At 70.5% G+C, this 20,080-nt stretch carries 18 protein-coding genes and 1 tRNA gene; 7 read left to right on the top strand and 12 right to left on the bottom strand.

What is annotated here, in order from left to right:
- Positions 1 to 4 precede the first annotated feature (4 nt).
- The gene (thiE, locus tag EXE45_RS11830) at positions 5 to 637 is read right to left on the bottom strand and encodes a thiamine phosphate synthase (protein ID WP_092923807.1); all 633 of its coding nucleotides are present in this window, start codon (positions 635 to 637) and stop codon (positions 5 to 7) included.
- Between the two features lie 113 nt (positions 638 to 750).
- Here thiE and EXE45_RS11825 point away from each other — a divergent pair, with 113 nt between their 5' ends.
- Positions 751 to 2,202, top strand: coding sequence for an MATE family efflux transporter (locus EXE45_RS11825; RefSeq protein ID WP_137694454.1), 1,452 nt, complete (start codon positions 751 to 753; stop codon positions 2,200 to 2,202).
- Positions 2,203 to 2,298: 96 nt separating this feature from the next.
- Here the strand turns inward: EXE45_RS11825 and EXE45_RS11820 are convergent, their stop codons facing one another.
- From EXE45_RS11820 to EXE45_RS11790, 7 genes are all read right to left on the bottom strand, one after another.
- Positions 2,299 to 3,159: a mechanosensitive ion channel family protein gene (locus EXE45_RS11820; RefSeq protein ID WP_092923799.1), complete on the bottom strand. Its 861-nt coding sequence runs from the start codon at positions 3,157 to 3,159 to the stop codon at positions 2,299 to 2,301.
- A 106-nt stretch (positions 3,160 to 3,265) separates the two neighbouring features.
- Positions 3,266 to 4,429, bottom strand: a complete 1,164-nt coding sequence (cofG, locus tag EXE45_RS11815; protein ID WP_092923796.1) for a 7,8-didemethyl-8-hydroxy-5-deazariboflavin synthase subunit CofG — start codon at positions 4,427 to 4,429, stop codon at positions 3,266 to 3,268.
- A 115-nt stretch (positions 4,430 to 4,544) separates the two neighbouring features.
- Positions 4,545 to 5,204, bottom strand: coding sequence for a 2-phospho-L-lactate guanylyltransferase (cofC, locus tag EXE45_RS11810; RefSeq protein WP_137694453.1), 660 nt, complete (start codon positions 5,202 to 5,204; stop codon positions 4,545 to 4,547).
- Between the two features lie 15 nt (positions 5,205 to 5,219).
- The gene (locus EXE45_RS11805) at positions 5,220 to 6,398 is read right to left on the bottom strand and encodes a tubulin/FtsZ family protein (RefSeq protein WP_174549019.1); all 1,179 of its coding nucleotides are present in this window, start codon (positions 6,396 to 6,398) and stop codon (positions 5,220 to 5,222) included.
- Between the two features lie 109 nt (positions 6,399 to 6,507).
- Positions 6,508 to 7,404, bottom strand: coding sequence for a complex I NDUFA9 subunit family protein (locus EXE45_RS11800; RefSeq protein ID WP_137694452.1), 897 nt, complete (start codon positions 7,402 to 7,404; stop codon positions 6,508 to 6,510).
- 86 nt (positions 7,405 to 7,490) lie between these two features.
- The gene (locus tag EXE45_RS11795) at positions 7,491 to 8,354 is read right to left on the bottom strand and encodes a universal stress protein (RefSeq protein ID WP_137694451.1); all 864 of its coding nucleotides are present in this window, start codon (positions 8,352 to 8,354) and stop codon (positions 7,491 to 7,493) included.
- Positions 8,355 to 8,450: 96 nt separating this feature from the next.
- Complete coding sequence (locus tag EXE45_RS11790) at positions 8,451 to 9,830, bottom strand: hemolysin family protein (protein WP_092923781.1); 1,380 nt, start codon at positions 9,828 to 9,830, stop codon at positions 8,451 to 8,453.
- 169 nt (positions 9,831 to 9,999) lie between these two features.
- On the opposite strand from EXE45_RS11790, the gene tmk reads away from it, so the two are divergent.
- Entirely contained in the window at positions 10,000 to 10,593 is a 594-nt protein-coding gene (tmk, locus tag EXE45_RS11785; RefSeq protein WP_092923778.1) for a dTMP kinase, read from the top strand.
- A 47-nt stretch (positions 10,594 to 10,640) separates the two neighbouring features.
- On the opposite strand, the gene EXE45_RS11780 is transcribed toward tmk, so the two are convergent.
- A complete protein-coding gene (locus tag EXE45_RS11780; protein WP_092923775.1) occupies positions 10,641 to 10,964 on the bottom strand; it encodes a hypothetical protein in 324 nt (107 codons plus the stop codon).
- A 79-nt stretch (positions 10,965 to 11,043) separates the two neighbouring features.
- A complete protein-coding gene (locus tag EXE45_RS11775; protein WP_394348153.1) occupies positions 11,044 to 11,628 on the bottom strand; it encodes a DUF5813 family protein in 585 nt (194 codons plus the stop codon).
- Between the two features lie 144 nt (positions 11,629 to 11,772).
- Between EXE45_RS11775 and EXE45_RS11770 the strand changes: the two genes are divergently transcribed.
- Together EXE45_RS11770 and pyrF are read left to right on the top strand one after the other, a co-directional pair.
- A complete protein-coding gene (locus EXE45_RS11770; protein ID WP_137694449.1) occupies positions 11,773 to 13,086 on the top strand; it encodes a carboxylate--amine ligase in 1,314 nt (437 codons plus the stop codon).
- Positions 13,087 to 13,133: 47 nt separating this feature from the next.
- Positions 13,134 to 13,964, top strand: coding sequence for an orotidine-5'-phosphate decarboxylase (pyrF, locus tag EXE45_RS11765; protein ID WP_092923766.1), 831 nt, complete (start codon positions 13,134 to 13,136; stop codon positions 13,962 to 13,964).
- Between the two features lie 25 nt (positions 13,965 to 13,989).
- On the opposite strand, the gene EXE45_RS20455 is transcribed toward pyrF, so the two are convergent.
- A complete protein-coding gene (locus EXE45_RS20455; RefSeq protein WP_167603423.1) occupies positions 13,990 to 14,130 on the bottom strand; it encodes a hypothetical protein in 141 nt (46 codons plus the stop codon).
- Between the two features lie 51 nt (positions 14,131 to 14,181).
- Between EXE45_RS20455 and trmY the strand changes: the two genes are divergently transcribed.
- The 3 genes from trmY to EXE45_RS11750 all read left to right on the top strand — a co-directional run bounded on the left by trmY (position 14,182) and on the right by EXE45_RS11750 (position 15,743).
- Complete coding sequence (gene trmY, locus EXE45_RS11760; protein WP_137694448.1) at positions 14,182 to 14,796, top strand: tRNA (pseudouridine(54)-N(1))-methyltransferase TrmY; 615 nt, start codon at positions 14,182 to 14,184, stop codon at positions 14,794 to 14,796.
- Positions 14,797 to 14,806: 10 nt separating this feature from the next.
- A complete protein-coding gene (locus tag EXE45_RS11755) occupies positions 14,807 to 15,223 on the top strand; it encodes a CHY zinc finger protein (protein WP_199233619.1) in 417 nt (138 codons plus the stop codon).
- A gap of 447 nt (positions 15,224 to 15,670) precedes the next feature.
- A tRNA-Pro gene (locus EXE45_RS11750) sits at positions 15,671 to 15,743 on the top strand.
- Positions 15,744 to 15,897: 154 nt separating this feature from the next.
- Here EXE45_RS11750 and EXE45_RS11745 read toward each other — a convergent pair.
- Positions 15,898 to 19,974, bottom strand: a complete 4,077-nt coding sequence (locus EXE45_RS11745; protein WP_158294264.1) for a pentapeptide repeat-containing protein — start codon at positions 19,972 to 19,974, stop codon at positions 15,898 to 15,900.
- Positions 19,975 to 20,080 lie beyond the last annotated feature (106 nt).

Here is a 20,080-nt window from a genome sequence, read left to right as displayed (position 1 = left end):
CCCCTCACTCCGTCACCGCGTCCCGAATCGCCGCGGTCGCGGCCTCCGGGTCCTCGGCGGCCGTGATCGCCGACAGGACTGCCACGCCGGCCGCGCCCGCCTCGACCACCGGCGCCGCGTTGTCGGCGTCGATCCCCCCGATCCCGACCACCGGGATCTCGACCGCGTCGACGACCGCGGCGATCCGCTCGGTCCCGATCCCGTCGCGGTCACCGGAAACGTCCTTCGAGTCGGTGCCGTAGACGGCGCCGACGCCCAGGTAGTCGGCGCCCGCGGCCTCGGCCGCCTCGGCCCCCTCGACCGTCGAGGCCGAGACGCCGACGACCGCCGACTCGCCCAGCTGTTCCCGGGCGACCGCGACCGGGAGGTCGGACTGGCCGAGGTGGACGCCGTCGGCGTCGACCGCGCCTGCGAGGTCGATCCGGTCGTTGACGATCAGTGGCACCCCGGCCTCGTCGGTCTGCTCGCGGACGCGGAGCCCCGTCTCGTAGCGCTCCCGCGCGCTCGTCGCCTTGTCGCGGAGCTGGACGACGTCGACGCCGCCCTCCAACGCGGCCGCGACGACCTCCGGCGTCGTCCGCCCCGCCGAGCGGCCGGCCGCCGTGACGAGGTACGTCCGCCATCCGTCGATATTCACACATGGTACGAGCGGGTGGTCGGATAAAAACGGTTGCGCTCCCGGCGCGGTCGAGCGCGGGGACGCGGGTCGGACGGACAGACACAACCCGGCCCGCCCCCTATGTCGGTCCAATGCTATCCCGGCTCCGGAACGGCGCCGCGCGCGTCGCCGAGGCGGTCGCGGGCGCGCTCGACCGGGCCGGCGTCATCGACCGGTCGCGGCTCGACGAGACGATGGGACTGGCGTGGCCCCGGATCGTGACGGGGTTCGCGATCATGTCGAAGAACACCGTCGACCTCGCGGTGATCGGGTACGCGGTCGGCGTGTCGGCCGTCGCGGGGATGGGGTTCGCGTTCGCGTACTGGCAGCTGGCGAAGTTCGTCTCCATCGGGCTCGCGGGCGGCACCGTCTCGCTCGTCTCACAGAACTACGGCGGCGACGAGCGCGGGCGGGCGGGGCTGGTCGTCAAGCAGTCGCTGATCGTGGCCGCGCTCCTCGTCGCGCCGATCGTCGCCGGCTACGTCCTCGGCGCCGAGCGCCTGATCGCGCTCGTCGGCGGCGACGGGGCGGCGCTGTCCGCGGGAACCACCTACCTCGTCGTCACGGCGCCCGCGCTCGCCTTCGAGTTCTTCAACATGATCGCGAGCCGGACGTACGCCGGCGTCGGAGACACCCGCACCCCGATGATCGCGCGCGCCGGCGGCGCGCTGCTGAACGTCGTCCTCACGGTCTGGCTCGTCCTCGGCGCCGGGCTCGGCGTGTTCGGCGCCGGACTCGGCACCGCGGTCTCCATCGCCGCGGTCGGGCTGGTCCTCGCGTGGGGGATGACCGGCCGGTCCTACTTCGGCCGCGGCGCCTCCCCCGTCCCGGTCGGGCGCTCCGGCCCGTGGTTCGACGCCGGGCTGACGCGTCAGCTGCTGCGGGTGTCCGCGCCCCTCATCGCCCGTCGAGTCGCGGAGGGGATCGTCGTCTTCCCGCTCCTGTGGATCGCGTCGTCGTTCGGCCAGGCGACCGTCGCCGCCTTAGAGGTCGGCCGCCGCGTCAGGGCCCTGCTCGGCAGCTTCAGCTGGGGCTTCTCCATCGCCGCCAGCACGCTCGTGGGCCAGCGGCTCGGCGCGGGCGAGGAGACGCTCGCGACCGCCTACGGCCGCGACGTGATCGCCTTATCGGCGGTCGTCTACGTCCTCGCGTCGACCGCGGTGATCCTCGCCGCGCGTCCGATAGCGGGCGTGTTCGTCGACGGTCCGGCCGCGGTGAGCGCGACCGCGGCGTTCGTCGTCGCCGCCGCGATCTCCGCGGTTCCGCTGGGGGTCGACGGCTCGATCACCGGGTCGCTCCGCGGCGCGGGCGACACCCGATGGCCCTTCGTCGCGTCGATGATCGGGCTGTACGCGTTCGCGCTCCCGGCCGCGCTGGTCGGGCTCGCGACGCCGCTCGGCGTCGGCGGCCTCTACGCGGCGCTGGTGGCGGAGAAGCTCGTCCCGGCCGGGCTGAACGGCTATCGATTCCGGTCGAACCGGTGGCAGGCCGTCAGCCGCCGATACCGGCCCGGCGCGGGCGACGCGGAAGAGGAAGCGGGGTAGGGCGGGTAGGGCAGGTGAGGCGGGTAGGGCAGGTGAGGCGGGTAGGGCAGGTGGGGCGGGTAGGGCGGTGCGGACGGCCGCGGGCGTCGCGGCAGCCTACTCGTCGGCCGCGACGTCTTCGAGCACTTCGACGCTCCCGGTGAGCTGCCGGTGGACGTACGGCATGTCGATGCCGGCGTCGTCGAACGCCTCCTTCACGGCGGTGACGTACTCGGAGCGCACCCGGACGAAGTCGCCGCGGTCGGGGTCGTCGATCCACCAGCGCGACTGGAGGCCGACGGCGGAGTCGCCGAGCTCGACGAGCCGGACCGAGACGCCCGGGTCGTCGAGTATCTCGTCGTGGGCCTCCGCCTGCTCGACGATGATGTCGGTCGCCTCGCCGATGTCGTCGTCGTAGCCGATCCCGAAGACGAACTTCTGTCTGAGCGTGTCGTAGGCGACGGGGTTGGTGACCGCGCTGTTCGCGAGGTCGCCGTTCGGCACCGTCACCAGTTCGTTGTCGAACGTCCGGACCCGCGAGACCCGCAGGTCGATCTCCTCGACGCGACCGGACTCGCCGTCCCACTCGATCCAGTCGCCGACCTCGAACGGCTTGTCCTTGAGGATGAACACGCCGGCGACGAAGTTGCCGAGGAGGTCCTGCGCGGCGAACCCGACCGCGAGCGCGATGGCGCCGCCGAACACCGCGAACGCCGAGAGGAAGCCGCCGTAGCCGGCCACGGCGAAGCCGATCGCGATCGCCGCGACCCAGACGACTGCGTTGAGCACGTTCGTCCCGAGGCTCAACACCGCCTCGTCGAACCCGCGCGACCTGACAACCCGCCGGAGTCCCGGGATAAGTACGTACTTGCCGAGCAGCAACACCGCGAGGAAGCCGGCGAGGAATCCGACCACGGACGTCGCGATCGCCGCGACGTCGACCGCGTTCGCGACCGCGTCGAGCTGTAAGGGGTACATCGTCCACCCCTTCACGAGACTATATAAAGAAGCTACTGGCAGCGCGGTTGTTTATTTCCGGTGCGGGACGCGGCCGGTCGGGCGCCCCGCTCGCGGGGAGGGTCGGTCAGTCGCTCCGCACGGCGAGCGGCCCGTCGCCGCGGGCGACCGCGCGCAGCCGCCGCCCGTGGACGTCGTCCGCGGCGATCCGCTCCCGGACCGCGGGCGGGATCCACGCCTCGCGGCCGTCGGGTTCGGGCGCGGCGTCGACGTCCCCGGGCCGGAGGTCTTCGGGGAGGAACCGCGCGTACGTCGGGAGCCGCTCGCACAGCGGCACGCCGCCGGCGTCCGCGACGGCTTCGAGTCCGCGGAGGTCGGGCCACTCGTAGGCGGGGTTGATGTAGTCGTCCGTCACCGGCGAGACGCCGCCGAGGTCGTCGATCCCGCAGTCGACGAGGTCGGCCGCCGGCGAGAGGTTCGGGGGAACCTGAACGGACACCTCGGGCGGGAGCGCCGCGCGCGCCATCGCGACGACCCGGCGCATCGTCGCGAGGTCGGGCTTCGGGAAGTCCGAGCGCTCGTTGGGGACGACGTTCTGCACGATCACCTCTTGGACGTGGCCGAACCGCTCGTGGAGCGCCCGGATCGCGAGCAGGCTCTCGGCGCGGTCGCGCCAGTCCTCGCCGATGCCGACTAAGATCCCGGTCGTGAACGGCACGCCCTGCCGGCCCGCCGCGCGGATCGTGTTGAGCCGCTGGCCGGGGGTCTTCCGTCGCCCTCCCGAGTGCGCGTCGACGTCGGCGGTCGTCTCCAGCATTACCCCCATCGACGCGTTCACCTCGCGGAGGGCGGCGAACTGGGCCTCCGTCAAGTCACCGGGGTTCGAGTGGGGGAGCAGCCCCTCCTCCAGGGCGATCTCGCAGGCCCGGTAGAGGTACTCGTGTATCGAGTCGAACCCCCACTCGGCGAGCGTGTCGTGGACCTCGGTGTACCGGTCGTCGGGGTCGTCCCCGAAGGTGAACAGCGCCTCCGTACAGCCCGCGTCGGCGCCGACGCGGCACTGCTCGCGCACCTCCTCGGGCGAGAGCAGCGACGCCTCGCCGGGGACGTCGTAGTAGGTACAGTACGTACAGGTGTACCGGCACGCCGTGGTGAGCGGGATGAACACGTTGCGCGCGAAGGTGAGCCGATCGGCGGCGTCGACGTTGGAAGGGCGCACCGAGAGCAGTCGCTCGACCGCGCGCTCGTCGACCGCGACGTCGACCCCGTACTCGTCGGCCCCGGCGAACACGGCCGTCACTCGCGGTCGGCGTTCAAAAAGGATCGCGGTTGCGGATCCCGTTGCGACACCTGATTCGGTTACGCCGAGAGGAAACGGAACCGCGGATCGGTTTCGACTCCCTCGCTCACTCTCGCGTGACCGCGACGCGGCCCTCGGAGGCGTCGAGCGCGAAGCCGGCCCCGCGGAGCCACGTCGCCGCCCGCCCCTCGCCGTGGATCAGCACTTCCGCGAGGTCGGCGGGTTCGTCGATGTCGGTGCCGAGTCGGTGCGAGTCGACCGCGGCGAAGTCGGCCCCGATCTCGGCCGCGATCTCGCGGTGGTCGAGGTACGACGCGCCGTGGTAGTCGACCCGGAATTCGGGGTGCGTGGCGACGAAGGCGTTCGTACCGCCGCCGCGCCCCGGAGCGACCGCGACGTCGGCGTCGCGCCCGGCTTCGAAGAGTCGTCGCAGCGCCGCGGGAGTCGCGAGCGCGAGGTCGGCCATCACGACGGCGACCGGTTCGAGGGAGCCGTCGATCCCGGCGCCGTCCTCGCCGCCGGTTCCCAGCCGCGCGCCCAGCGCCGCGTTCACCGCGGTCGTCAGGGGGCGATCGTCGACGGTGACCGGGTGATCGAGGTCGACGGCGTCGGTCGCGAGTATCCGGGGGTCGCCCCCGGCGGCGACGACCGCGTCCAGCACGTCGTCGAGCATCGCCCGCGCGAACTCGCGCCGCTCCTCGGGCGAGAGGGCGTCCGAGAGCCGCGACTTCGGGCGGTCGGTCGAAAAGGGGACGATGACCTCCATCGCGAACGGCGGCCCTTAGAACAGGGATTCCAGCTCGTCGCTGTCGTCGCTGACGAGCTCGTCGAGGTTCTCGTCGCTCTCCTCGCGGATCTCGTCGAGGTTGTCCTGCGCCTCGATGGCGACCTGCTGGAGCTCCTTGATCCGCGGGACGTTCGTGACGCCCGCGAGCAGGATGACCGTCGCGACGAAGCCGGCGCCGCGGTACGGGTAGTCCCCGCCGCGGACCTCCATCGAGCCGGTCTGCTCTTCGAGCCACTTGCGACCGCGCTCGATCCCCTTCCGGTTGAGGTACTCCGGCGGGCCCGCGAGCACGAGCAGCGCGCGCTCCGCGCCCTCGATCTCGCAGGGGAGCGTGAGCCGGCCGAGCGCCGCCTTGCGGACGAGGCTGGTGATCCGGTTCGTGGTGTGCGCGCTGTCGAGCTCGTCGTCGTCGCCGTCGTCTCGGAGCCGCGAGAGCAGGCCGCCCGAGGAGCGCTCCTCGACCTCCTCCTCCGCGTAGCCGACCGTGGAGACGCCGCCGCCGGAGAGCGTGTTGATGATCTCCGAGGAGTCGACGACGCTCTCGGCGACCTCCTGACCCTGCTGGATCTCGCCGGCGCCGAAGAGGATGCCGAACCGTCGGACGATCTCCTCGTTGATCTCCTCGTAGCCGCCCTGGACGGACTCGCCCGTCTTCCGCCAGGCGTCGTTGTCGAACACCATCAGGTTGTCCACCTCGCGGACGAACGTCTGGAACGAGCGGGCCGCGTTGAGGGTGTAGATGCCTCCCTCGTCGCTGCCCGGCAGGATCCCGAGCCCGTAGACGGGCTCGGTGTAGATGCGCTTGAGGTGTTTCGCGAGCACCGGCGCGCCGCCGGAGCCCGTCCCGCCGCCGAGGCCGGCGACGACGAGGAAAGCGTCGACCTCGTGGACCGGGATCGAATCGATGGCGCCCTGGACCTCGTCGATGTCCTCCTCCGCGATCTCCGCGCCGAGTTCGTTGTCCGCGCCGACCCCGTGACCCTTCACCCGGGACTGCCCGATGAGGACGCGCTGACTCTCGTCGATGTGTTCGAGCCCCATGAGGTCCGCCTTCGCCGTGTTGACGGCCGCTGCGGCCCGCACGATCTCGGAGCCAGTCCGCTTGTCGTACTCCAAGAACTTGTCGACGACTTTACCCCCCGCCTGTCCGAATCCGATCATTGCGAGTTTCATCGTGTGCTCCCTCCGCGTTTGAACTGAACAGAACGCGATCTCGTATATAAGCCTTCGGTTGCCGTTACCAGCGGTGATATTAGGACGCTTGACACGTTCGCGTCGCCGGTCATCGGATCCCGAGGTGTTCGCCGAGCGTGGTCAGTTCGGCCGGGTCGACGCCGAACGCGCCGACGTCGTTGTCGGCGGTCGTGTTATCGAACTTCAGCGAGCGGTACTGGTCCGGGCCCATCGGGAACCCGGGCACTGCGCCGAGGACGGAGAGCCCGATCTTCGCCAGCGGCATCGGCAGGGGGACGATGGTGACTCCCTTCCGCTCCGCCTCGTAGACGAGGTCCGTCACCTGCCGGAGCGTGAGCACCTCCGGGCCCCCTATCTCGTAGGTCTCGCCGACGTGCTCGTCGTCGGTCACCGCGGCGGCGATCATCGGCACGAGGTCCTCGACGTGGACCGGCTGGAACCGCGTCTTCCCGCCGCCGGGAAGCGGGTACAGCGGGACGCCCGGCGCGAACATCCCCTTCAGCCGCTTGGTGAACGAGACGAACTCCCCGCCCTCGCCGAAGACGACCGAGGGGCGGAAGATCGTCCAGTCGAGGTCGCTCTCGCGGACGATCGCCTCCGCCTCGCCCTTGGCGCGGATGTAGGCGGTGTCTCCGTTCGGGTCCGCGCCGAGCGCGCTCAGCTGAACGAACCGCCCGACGCCGCCCGCCTCGGCCGCGCGGACGAGGTGCTCGGTCCCGCCGCGGTGGATCCGGTCGTGCATCCGGTTGCCGCCGTCCGGTTCGAACAGCGGCGAGAGCGCGACCAGGTTCACGACCGCGTCGTGGCCGTCGACGGCCGACGCGATGGAGTCGTAGTCGGTCACGTCTCCGGAGACGCCAGTCACTCCGTCCGGCGTTTCTTCGGGCGATCGGGAGAGCGCGGTCACCGCGTGGCCGTCGGCCGCGAGCGCGCGGCAGAGATACGAACCGATGAATCCGGTCCCGCCGGCTACCAACACTTTCATGCGTGGTATCTCGCGTGGAAGCCCCGTAAACCTACCGCGGCGTCAGACGCTCGGCGGCGGTCCCGCGTCGATCCGGCGCGTCGAGATCACGCCTCATCAGACACCGGAACCGTCAACACCGGCACGGGTGCGCTCCGGAGGGTGCGCTCGGCGACGCTCCCGAGCAGGTACCGGCCCACGCCGGTCCGCCCGTGGGTCCCCATCGCGACGAGGTCGACGCCGGGGTCGTCGACGTACGCCCGGATCCCCCGCGCGGCCGAGGAGGCGACCTCGACGGCGCCGACCGCCTCTAACCCGGCGTCCTCGACGCGCTCGACGCCCTCGGCGACCGCGTCGTCGGCGTACTCGGAGAGCACGTCGACCTCGACGTGGTCCCCGAGACCGACGCCGCCGGATTCGACGACCGAGAGGACGTGAACCGTCGCGCCCGTCCGCTCCGCGATCGGAAGCGCTCGGTCGAGCGCGGCGGTCGCGGCCGGACTCCCGTCGGTGGGCACCAAGATGTCCCCGTACGGGTACGGGGTCTCCTCGTCGCCCGGGCGGAGGGCCAACACCGGCACCGGCGACCGACGGACGACGCGCTCGGTGGTGCTGCCGACGAGGCGTTCGACCCCCTGCCGCCCCCGCGTGGACATCGCGACGAGGTCGGCGTCGATATCCGCGGCGTACGCGGCGACCGTCTCCGGGACGCCGCCCTGCCGAACCGCCGTCTCCGCGTCGACGCCGGCCTCCGCGGCGCGCTCGGCCGCGTCCTCGACGATCGACTCGCCCTCGCGTTCCAGCACGTCCACCACGTCGCCGCCGATCCGCGTCACGCTGTCGCGGGTCGTGTCCGCGACGTGGAGGAGGTGGACCGTCGCGCCGTGGTCGGCGGCGATCGACAGGATGTGCTCGAAGGCCGCCGCGGCCGCGTCGCTGCCGTCGGTGGGGACGCAGATTCGATCGAACATACGCCCCCGGTCGCGCCCGCGGGTGAAAAACGCTCGTGTGGTTGCCGCGCTGCGGGACCGTCCGGTCCCGGTCGCGGGAGGGAGACGCTCGTCCCGCTACGCGGCGTCGCCGGGCGACTCCGCGTCGGCGTCCGATCCGTCACCGGCGTCGCCCGACTCGTCCGAGCCGTCGCGCCGCGTGACGCGCACCGTCGAGATGCGCGCGCCGTCGACCGCGGTGACCTCGAAGGCGTACGCCTCGGTCTCCGCGACGTCCCCGACCTCGGGGGAGCGCCCGATGCGGTCGAGGACGTACCCGCCGAGCGTCTCGTAGCCGTCGCCACTGAGGTGGGTCCCGAGCGCGTCGTTGACGTCGACGAGCGCGACGGACCCGTCGGCCTCGTGCGTCCGGTCGCCGGTCCGCCGGATCGTGTGGCGGCGCTCGGCGACGTCGAACTCGTCCCGGAGGTCGCCGACCAGCGCCTCGGCGACGTCCTCGACGGTGGCGATCCCCTCGAAGGCGCCCCACTCGTCTATCACCGCCGCCATCTGTCGGCGCTCGTCGCGGAACTGGACGAGGAGGTCGCTCGCGCTCGTCGTCTCCGGGACCACGAGTATCTCGCGCGCGAGGTCCCCCGCGGTGGCGTCGGCGTCGTCCTCTTCGGTCGCGCGCAGCACGTCCTTCACGTCCACGTAGCCGACGACGCGGTCGGCGTCGTCGCTCCCGACGACCGGGTACCGCGTGTGCCCCACGTCGAGGACCGTCTCGCGGATCGCCGCCAGCGACGCGTCCGCGGGCAGCGAGACCACGTCGGGGCGGGGGACCATCAGCTCGCGGGCCGCGGTGTCGTCGAGCTCGAAGACGCCCTCGATCATCGCGACCTCGGACTCGTCGACGTGGCCGGCCTCACCTGATCGGGCCAGCACGCGCCGGATCTCCCGCTCTTCGAGCGTCTCGTCGCTCTCGGAGGCGGGCGGCACGCCGATCAGGCTCGTGAACGCGTTCGCGGTGCCGTTGAACACCGCGATGCCGGGCGAGAAGATCAGGTACGCCAGCCGCATCGGCGGCGCGAGCAGCAGCGAGATCCGCTCCGCCTGCGCGATGGCGATCGTCTTCGGCGCCAGTTCGCCGAAGACGACGTGGAGGAACGTGATGACGGAGAACCCGATCGCGAACGCGACGAGGTGGACCGCCCCCTGCGGCAGGATCCCCCCGAGGACCGGTTCGATGAGCGCCGCGACCGCGGGCTCGCCGATCCACCCGAGCCCGAGCGACGCGAGCGTGATCCCGAGCTGGGTCGCCGCGAGGTAGTCGTCGAGGTTGGTCATCACCTCCTGGAGCGTCTCCGCGCCGGCCGTCCCGTCCTCGACCAGCTGGTCGACCGAGGTGGCCCGGATCCTGACGAACGCGAACTCCGAGGCGACGAAGAAGCCGTTCAGCGCGACCAACACCAGCGCGCCCGCCACGCGAGCGAACGAGACGGCGATCGCTACCATCCGACCCCTCCGAGCGCGCGACCGACCGCTGAGTCGACGACCATGCCCGCCGTTCGGGGAGCGGTCACTAAAAAGGGCGGTCGGACGGGCGTCGCGCTCGCGGCGAGGCGCCTCCGACTGCGCCGCCGCGACCCGGGTCGTTTATTCGTCGCGGCGGCGGAACGCCACCATGCTGATCACGCTGGAGGGGCTCGACGGCAGCGGCAAGACGACCGTCTGGGAGGCGCTCCACGACGTGTACCCCGACGCGACGTTCACCCGCGAACCCACCGACAGCTGGTACGGGGAGGCGGTGGCGCGGTCGATGGGCGACCCGGAGGCCGACCCGCTCGCGGAGCTGTTCCTGTACACCGCCGACCACGCGAACCACCTCTCGGAGACCGTGCGGCCGGCGCTTTCCGACGGCGACCTGGTGATAGCCGACCGCTACTCGGACTCTCGGTTCGCCTATCAGGGGGCGACGCTCGCGCGCGCCGACGCCGGGATCGAGCGGCCCGTGGAGTACGTCCGCGGGATCCACGCCGCGTTCTCCCGCCCGCCGGACGCGACGATATACCTCGATCTGGATCCGAAGACCGCGGCCGAGCGCGCCGGCCGGACCGACAAGTTCGAGCGAGACGGCTACCTCGCGGCCGTTCGCGACAACTACGAGCGCCTCATCGACGCCGACCCCGGCCGGTTCCACCGGGTCGACGCGACGCGCGCGCCAGAGGACGTGGTCGCTCGCGTCGAGGAAGTCGTCGCGGACCTCGTCGAACGCTGAGAGGCCGCCGGTTCGCTCGAACGCTGAGATCCCTGTTCGCGAGTCCCTCAGCGCGTGTCCGGCAGTTCGTACTCCTCGGGCGACGGGACGTAGAGGTAGTCGATCGCGACGCCCAGCGCCAGCGGGAGCGCGACCAGCAGCGACAGCAGGATCGTCGAACTCCCGACATCGATCCCGGTCCCGACGCCGAGCACGCCCGTGAAGACGATCGTCGAGACGAACAACAGCACTGGCGTCAACACGAGCGTGTACACGACGGATCCCCACGACGTCGAGAGCTGAATCCGAAAGAATCGGGTCGCGACCCCGGCGAGGAACGTGTGGAACGCGACCAAGGCGAGGAGGCTGCCGAACCCGAACAGCGCGAGCATGGTCGCCGTACGGGCCGCCGACACTTCCCCCTATCGTCCCCGGACCGGGTCGCCGCCGCTCAGACGGCACCGTCGCCGCTCAGACCGCACCGTCGCCGCCCTGCCGGCGCGCGGCCGAGAGCAGGTCCGAGACGGGCTCCGTGTACTCGTAGCCGGGAATCACGCCCTGGACGTACGTCCCCTCGACGAAGTCGATCAGCGCGCCCGCGTCGTCGACGCCGCGACGCTCGTTGCTGTCCGTGAACGCGTAGGTGACTCGGATCTCGTCGCCCTCGCGCTCGACGACCGGATCGAACTCGCGCTCGCGGCGGGTGACCCCGCCGACGTCGACCGCGCGTCGCTCGAAGGTGTCGGCCCAGCCGTCCTCGACCACGGCGGCGACCTCGTCGGCGGTGACCGCCGAGAGCATCGGCACGCGGACGGTCACCGCGAATCCGATTCGTTCCGCCTCTGTCGGCTCGGCGCGGACGCGCCCGTCGAACGCGGTCGTCGTCGAGACCCACGCGTCGCCGTCGCGCTCGAAGGAGCCGCGGTCCGCGAACGCCCGCCGGACCCGGTCGGGGAGTTCGTCGGCCGCGTCGGGCTCGTCGACCGCGTCGGGCTCGTCGACCGCGTCGACGCGCTCGGCGTCCGGTTCGGCGTCGTCGGATTCCGTCATACCGATCCGGAGGCGACGCGGCCTGAAAAGGCGCTCGCGTCGACCGCGAGAGCCACGCCTCCGGTGTCGACGCGTCGCTTCTCGTCGTCGATACGGGCACTCCGAACCGGTACGTGGGACGCTTTTGTGCGTCGACCGACGAGACGGGGTATGGCAGACCATTTTCGATCCACCGAGGGACTGATCGACGCGCTCGCGGACGCCGACTTCGACCGACCGCCGGCGCTCGTCAGCAACGCGCACATCACCGGACTCGGCGTCGCTCGCGCGCTCGACGCCCACGACGTGCCCGTGATCGCGCTCGACCGCGCGGGCGGCGCCGGCGACGCCGGCGACGCTGGGACCGGGACCGTTACCCACGACGGGCTCGCCCCGCCGTCCGACGCGGTCGACTTCGCGGGGGCGGTGACGTACCCGCTCGACGACCTCGACGGGTTCCGCGAGGACGTGGAGGCGATCGTCGACGCCGCGGGCACCGAGGCGGTCGCGTTCGGCTGTATGGACGAGTGGGCGCTCTCGTACGCCGAGGCCGACCCGGACGGCGTCCGACTCCCGTTCGCGGGGAGCGAGACGCTCGACGACGTGTTGAACAAGTCGGAACTGTACGCGACCTGCGAGGCGCTCGGCGTGCCCTACCCGGAGACGTACCGGCTGGCGGAGACCGCGGCGGCGGGGACGCGAGATGCGGACGCGTCGGTCGAGGAGGCCGCCGACGCGCTCGGCTTCCCGCTGGTGGTAAAACCGGAGCTCAAGCGCGACTTCGAGGAGGCGTTCGGCACCAACGTGATCGAGGTCGCGGACCGCGAGGAGTTCGCGGACGTCGTCGCGGCCGCGAGCGAGGAGGGGATCGCCGTGATGGCCCAGAAGCGCGTCGACATCGCGACCGGGAAGGACCACTCGCTTGCGTCGTACGTCCCCCCGTCGGGGAGCGACGACGCGCTCGCGGTCGTCGGCAACGCCGCGGTGCGATACCCGCGCGACTTCGGCACCTCCTGTCTCGTCGAGACCGCGGACGAGCCCGCGATCGAGGAGCGCGCGCTCGCCGTCCTCGACGACGCGGGGTACCACGGGATCAGCGAGTCGGAGTTCGTCTACGACGAGGCCCGCGAGGAGTTCCTGCTGCTGGACGTCAACACCCGGCCCTGGAAGTGGATCTCGATGCCGGTCGCCGCGGGCGCGAACCTCCCGATGGCCGCCTACGCCGCGGTCACCGACGCGACCTACGAGTCGGACGGCGTCGAGCCGACGCGGTGGGTGTACCTCCGCGACTACCTCTCGCTGCTCGCGGGCGATGAGACGTTCTGGGACCAGCTGTCGGCCGCCGACTGGCGACGCCTCGTCTCCGGCGAGTTCGAGCGAGAGGGGAACCTCACCACCGGCGTCTACCGCCCCGCCGACCCGGGACCGGCCGCGAAGCTGTTCGAGACGGAGTTCGTCGACCGCGAGTACTACTGCTCCTGTTAACGAGCTCGGAACACAACGGTTAGTGCGCCCGCCGCCACAGGGCGCGTATGGGTTTCTTCGAGACGCTCGCGGACCGGATCGACGCGGTCGACAGCGTCGTCTCGGTCGGGCTCGACCCCGACCCGAGTCGGCTCCCCGAACACGTGACCGACGCCGACCTCCCGCGGTGGGCGTTCAACCGACGGATCATCGACGCGACCCACGAGCACGCCGCCTGCTACAAGCCGAACGCGGCGTTCTACGAGGACCCCGACGGCTGGCGCGCGCTCCGCGAGACCGCGGCGTACGCGGAGGGAAAGGGGGTCCCGGTCCTGCTCGACGCGAAGCGCGGCGACATCGGCAACACGGCGCGGCGGTACGCCGAGGTCCTCGACCACGTCGACGCGATCACCGTGAACCCGTACCTCGGGCGCGACTCGCTCCAGCCGTTCCTCGACCGCGCGGAGAAGGGCGTGTTCGCGCTCTGTCGCACCTCGAACCCGGGCGGCGCCGACCTCCAGGACCTCGAACTCGCCTCGGGCGAGCCTCTCTACGAGCGCGTCGCCGCGCTCGCGGATGTGTGGAACGCGAACGACAACGTTGGCCTCGTGGTCGGGGCGACGGCGCCGGAGGAGCTGGCCGAGGTCCGCGAGATCGTCCCCGAGATCCCCTTCCTCGTGCCCGGCGTCGGCGCGCAGGGCGGCGACGCAGAGGCCGCGGTCGAGCACGGGCTCGCGGCGCGCCCGGACCTCCCGGTCGACGTCGGCCTCGTGAACTCCTCGCGCGGGATCATCTTCGCTGGCGAGGAGTCGAGCCGCCCCGGCGACGAGGCGACCTACTTCGGCGCGGCGGGCGACGCGGCGAAGCGGCTCACGAAGCGGCTGAACCGGCACCGATAACGACCGGCTCGCCGAGCGAACCGAGCTACCCGCGGCCGGCGGCGCACCCGGAGCAGGCGCGCGCGCTCTCGTCCCAGTGGTCGTCGCAGACGGCGCGCCCGCAGCGGTCACAGGTCCGGCTCGCCGTGGCCGCCTCGCAGACCTGACACAGGCCGGTGAGGCTCATACCCGGCGATCGGGTCGCACGCCTTATGAGGATCCGGGGCGAGCCACTGACATGCGCCAGTTCGTCGTCGTCGGCCGCGACGTCCCCACCGACCCCGACGTCATCTCGCTGTCGGACATCCCCGGGGCCGGGCGGCTCGACCTCTGCTGCCGGTGCGTGAGCGCCGGCGTCTTCCTCTCGCACGGGATCCGCGAGGCGGTCCGGGTCCACCTCGTGATCGCCGACGAGTTCACGGTCACCTTCGACGCCGACAGCCTCAGACACCTTCACCCCGACGAGCGCAACGTCGCCGCGCGGGTCCGCGACGCGCTCGACGCCAAGGCGGACGCGATCGGCCACATGCCCGCGGACGTCTCGCCCGGCGTCGAACTCCGCCGGATGGGCCTCGACGCGACGCTCGACCGGCTCGTCGGCGGGGACGGGCGCGGGCCGGACGGGACGCTCGTCCAGCTCCACGAGGACGGCGATCCGCTCGTCGACGCGGAACCCCCCGAGGACCCCGTGTTCGTCCTCTCGGATCACCACGACTTCGCCGAATCGGAGGCCGATGCGATCGCCGACCGCGCCGAGCGGCGACTGCGCGTCGGGCCCGAGCTGCTCCACGCGGACCACGCCGTTACCGTCGTCCACAACTGGCTCGACACGGACGGGTACGCCAGCTACTGACCCTCCGGCGATGTCGACCGACCCCTCCGACCGCGAGACGACGACCGCGCCCGACACCGACCCGCGCTTCGAGGTGCCCCTGCGTGGAATCGACATCGACCCCGAGACGCGCTGCGCCCACTGGGACGACCCGGTCGACGTGGTCGCGCTCCGGTTCGGCTGCTGTGGGGCGTACTACCCCTGCGACGCCTGTCACGACGCGGCCGCCGACCACGAGGCGGTCCCGTGGCCCCGCGAGCGCTTCGACGAGCCGGCGGTGCTGTGCGGCGCCTGCCGGACGACGCTCACGGCCCGCGAATACCTCGAGGCCGACGACGACGCCTGCCCCGCGTGCGGCGCCGCGTTCAACCCCGGCTGTCGGAAACACCGCCACCGGTACTTCGAGGTTGAGGGTTCGGACGACGGAGACGGCAACGACGATTTATAAATAAGGACGCGGTGCGGTGGCGCGTGCCGACGAGCGCCCGACAGGGCGCGAGTCGCACGCGCGAGGGACGCGGCGAACGCGAGCGGCGAAGCCGCGAAGCGTGAGCCGCGAGGCTGGGGAGGCGTGAGGCTGCGGTGCGATCGCGGTCGGGTGGGACTCAAAGGGGCAGCCGCGAGGCCGACGTACGCTCGCTGCGTTCCTCAGTCGGTCGCTAACGCTCCCTCCTTGCGGTACTTGTGTCGCCTACGTCGGCCTCGCGGCTGGGGCTTTGGTGGTGTCCACCGTCTATCTGCTTTTCTGACACTTATAAATGAACGAGGGATCTTCGGCGGTGCCCGTGGCTGCCGTCAATCCTCCCAGACATCATTGATCCGCATGCTGACTGTACCTCTCCGATCGCCCCCCTTTCGGAAGGATTAAAAGAACGAGCGGCCTTCAATCGAGTGCGGGCCGGTGGGGTAGCTTGGTATCCTTCGGCCTTCGGGTGGCCGTAACCACGATTCAAATTCGTGCCGGCCCACTTCCCGCATATTCTTTTTCTACCTTTTACTGACAGGTGTCCGCGTCCCCGTGTCGTGTCTCAACGGGCCGCCCCGAGGCGTCTCAGTGGATCGTTTTGAAGCCGAGACGGAGCGCTATCGATCGACGCCCCGTTCGCGATCGGTCACCGAGCGTCACCACGACACGCGGCGACCGAGGACGAACACCACGAGCGCGACCAGAAGGGCGCCGAGGAACGACTCTAAGCCCGCGAGGAACCGAGACAGCGTCCCGACGGGCTGGATGTCGCCGTACCCGAGAGTGGTGAACGTGACGATGCTGAAGTAGAGGTTCTTCACCATGATGTCCGCGCCCTCGGGCGTCGCGAGCTGCGAGAGGCCGTCGAGTCCCTCGGTGGTCAGCCCCGCCGCGTCTCCGGACGTCCCCTCCGTGAGCGTCGCGTACATGAAGCTCCATCCGACGACCACGACCACGGAGGCGTAGATGACTCGCCACAGTCGTTCGCCGTAGCCGCAGGACTGGTGTAGCAGGTAGTTTCCGAACCACTTGCCCGCCGAGACGAGTCGCACATCGGGGTCCTGATCCGGGTCTCGAACGAACCGGTAGTTTTTCGCCCGCCTGTACTTCATTTCCTGAACGAAGAACTGCGCGGCCACGTGTCGGTCGCCGACCTGATCCGCGCCGTTTTTGGCCTTCAGGTAGGTGTTTTCGAGGTCGGCGGCCGTCGTCGTCTCACGGAACTCCTCGTCACCGGTCATCTCGTACAGCGCCTCGCTGCTCGGCATCTCCGAGGCATCCTCGGCGTCGGCGATCTCCTCGATGACTGCCCTGTCCAGTCCGGTCTGTTCTTGGAGCATCCCGACGTGATCGACCTCGTCGAAGAGCTCCCCGTCCAGCTTGTCGTCGACCTCGTCCAGCTCGTCTTCAACGGCGAGCGCGTCGATGAGGTCCTGTCTTCCGGGGTTCACGAACTCCGCGTCGTCGACGGTGGTGTGTAGTTGCCAGTTGGCCTCCGCGAGTTCCTGTTTGTAGTTCCCGAAGTCGAACCCGTCGAAGCTGGTGTTCGCGAACCGGAAGTACTCGAAGAGGTCCACGTCGCTCGTCTCCCCGAGGCCGTCGGAAAGTTCGACCGCGCCGAGCTCCGCGTTCGCGAGGTCGTAGGCGACGTCGCCGTCATCCGGGAGCGCGATCGCCCCGTCGGCGATCTCACAGTTCCGCATGTCAACGACCGACCCGTCGCCGGTCCGCGTTCCCAGACACGTGAGATCGGCGAACGTCGACCCGAAGAACGCGGCCCCCGACTCGAAGTTCACGCCGTCGAAGTTCGCCACGCCGCCGACCGTGATCGTCTCGAAGGAGGCCGGCCCCTCGACGACCGTCTGCGCGAACGACGCGTCTTCGGCGAACTCCGCGTCGTCGAACGCACACGCGTCCCGCAGTTCGCACAGCTGGAAGAGCGCGTCTCGCCCGAACGTCGCGTTGCTGAACGTCGTCGGACCCCCGACCGACGTGTCGACGACGTTGACGTCGTCCTCGAAGCGGGCGACGTCGCCGTCGAACTCGCCCTCGACGGTCATCGAGAGTGACAGCTGCCCCTCGAAGCGGCTCGACGAGATGTCCAACCCGCCCTCGATCGTCCCCTCGAAGAACATGACCGTCCCGCCGAACGTGACGGAGGAGAGGTCGCAGTCGCCACCCACGTCGAGGTGGACGAAGTCGGCCTGTTCGCCCACGGACGCGGAACTGGCCTCGAGCGAGCCGCCGACCTCGGCTTCCCGCAGCGTCAGCAGCTCCTCGAACGTCCCGAGCGAGAGGTCCATATCGCCGTCGATTTCGGCCCCCTGGAACGTCGTCACGTCCCCGAAAGAGACCCCACTGAACGCGCAGTCCCCGGCGACGCGCGTCCGCTGGAACGAGAACCGCTTCGCGACCGAGGCGGCGTCGAAGTCGACGCCCCCCGCGGTCAGGTCCTGGCAGAGTACGTCCTGCCGGACCTCGGCGCTCGAAACCGACAGCGTTCCACCGACCCGTGCGTCCGAGGCGTGGATCGTCTTCTCGACGGTCAGCTTCGACGCGGAGACGTCGCCGTCGACGTCGGCGTCCGACAGTCTGAGATTCCTGACCCGGCCGCCCCGGATTTTGATATCGTCTTCGGCCTCGATCGCTCCCATTTTGAGGGAGCGATCACAGACCACGTGTCCGAGGTCGAGTGTCCCCGCGGCGTGTGCGTGCTCGAACGACGCCGAATCGAAGACGGTCCGAGAGAACTCCGCGTGGGCGCCGAACCGCGCTCCCTCGAAGTCTCCGCGATCCGTGAACGTCGCCCCGGTGAACAGCGCCTCTTCGCGGATGGTCGCGTTGTCGAAGGAGACTCCGTCACGGAACTCCGACTTCCCGAACCACGCGTGTTCCATGGTCGTCCCCTCGAAGGACGCCCACGTCTTGAACGTCACCACGTTACAGTTCATCCCGCCGGCGACCCTTCCCCCCTCGAACCAGAGCGGTTGCCCGAACTCTGCCCGCCGACAGTTGATCGACCCCTCGACGGTGGCGTACCTGAGATCGATCGGGTAGTTGTCGGGCCCGTCTACGATGTCGAACGAGAGGTTCAGATCGCCGAACCGAGCGCCGACGAACTCCTTGGGCCCCCGTCCCGGCCGTTGAATCGCTTCGAGGAACGCGTCCCGAACGGCCTCGTCGTCGGTGTCTTCGACCGGGGCGTGAAACAGACAGTACTCGCCGCCTTCCCGTGGACTCCGGTGACAGGTCCAGACGTCGTCGTCCTGCTCCCGCGCGTGTTCTCCGAGGTCGCGTCCGTACGAACAGCCGTCGTCCGGGCGAGCGGCGGGGTCGACGCGCGCGTCCTCGTCCCAGTCCGTCTCGATCGCACCGACCTCGCCGTCCGTCGCCGGGTCGGAAGCCTCGCGGCCGTCTCCCCCGTCAATGTCGAGCGCGGTCCGAACGGTCTCGCGCATCTCCGCGAGGTCGCCGGCGTCGACGCCCGAGACGGCCTCGGCGTCGATCGAGTCCGTCAACGTGAGGAACTCCCGAAGCATGTCGTCGTCGAACGTGGCCAGCGTCTCCGCCCCGGCCGTCTCCATCACCGCCGCCAGCTCCCGGAGCTTCTCGCCCGCTTCGTCGGCCACCTCGTCGCCTGCCGGCGGCTCCGCGTCCGTCGCGCTCGCTCCGTCGGCGTCCTCGGCGACCGCCTCTATCTCTCCGTGAACGGCGTCGACGCTGCTCGTGTCGAGGTCCTCGTCGCGGGTACTCGCGAGCACGTCGGCGATCTCGTCGGGGTACGCGTCGGCCAAGCCGTGGAGCGCCTTCTTTGCGTCCGCCCGCGTCTCCCCGCGAGCGTCCGCGAGCAGGTCGACGAGTTCGAACTGCGCCGGCAGCACCACGTCGGGGTACTCGGCCACGAGCGCGCGACACGCGCCGACCGCGTGGGCACGGACCTCGTCGTTACTGTCGGTGAGCGCATCGGCGAGCGCACCGCTCGTTTCGGTCACGGCCCCGGGAGCGTCTTCGGATACGGACGCCAGCACTTCGCTCGCGAGCGCTCGCACGTCCGCATCCGGATCGTCGAGGCGGTCGGCCAGCGGCTCGACGGCCTCGACTACCAAGTGCGGTTGCCGTTTGGCGATCCGATTCAGACACAGCGTAGCGTGGTACCTGACCACGTTGTCCTCGTCGTCCAGCCGGTCGCGGAGCGATTCGGTGTGCGTGGCGACTTCCTCGGGATATCTCAGCGCGAGGCGTGTGAGCGCCAGTGTCGCCTCGTTTCGCTCGGTCGACGTCTCAGCGCCTGTCCGGTCGGCGGCGTCTTCGACAGCTCTCACGCTCGCATCCTCGATGTCGCCCGCGGCGTCGGGACCGAAGTTATCGAGCGCTCTCCCGCATTTCTCGCGGACGTCGCCGTCGCCGTCCGTGAGCCCCCTGACGAGGGGTTCGATCGCGTCTCGACACGCCTCCGGGCGGTTTTCCACGAGCCGGCTGAGCGCGAGCGCGCTGTTGTGTCTGATCACGCTCTGATCGTCGGCCTCGAGCCGTTCGATCAGTGCCGGAAGGGCGTCCAGAACCGCGTCCGATCGCGTCTTTGCCACCCGGCTCAGGACCGTCACCGCGTCGTTTCGAACCGTTGCGTCGTCGTCGTCGAGAAGTGCCACGACCTCCGGAACGTGTTCGACGACCGCGTCCTGATCGCTCGCGGCCGTCTCCGCCCACTCCGAGAGCGGTGCGTCCTCGCGCATGTGTGCCCCGTTCAGAGCGAGCAATATAAGCGTGGGTGAGCTTCGACGACCGCCCGGGGTCGGTCCGGGCTCGCTGTCACTCGATCTGACACGGTTTATTACCGAC

This window comes from Halorubrum sp. SP9 (assembly GCF_005435015.1).
Classification (GTDB): Archaea; Halobacteriota; Halobacteria; order Halobacteriales; family Haloferacaceae; genus Halorubrum; species Halorubrum sodomense.
This window is presented reverse-complemented; position numbering and strand designations above follow the sequence as displayed.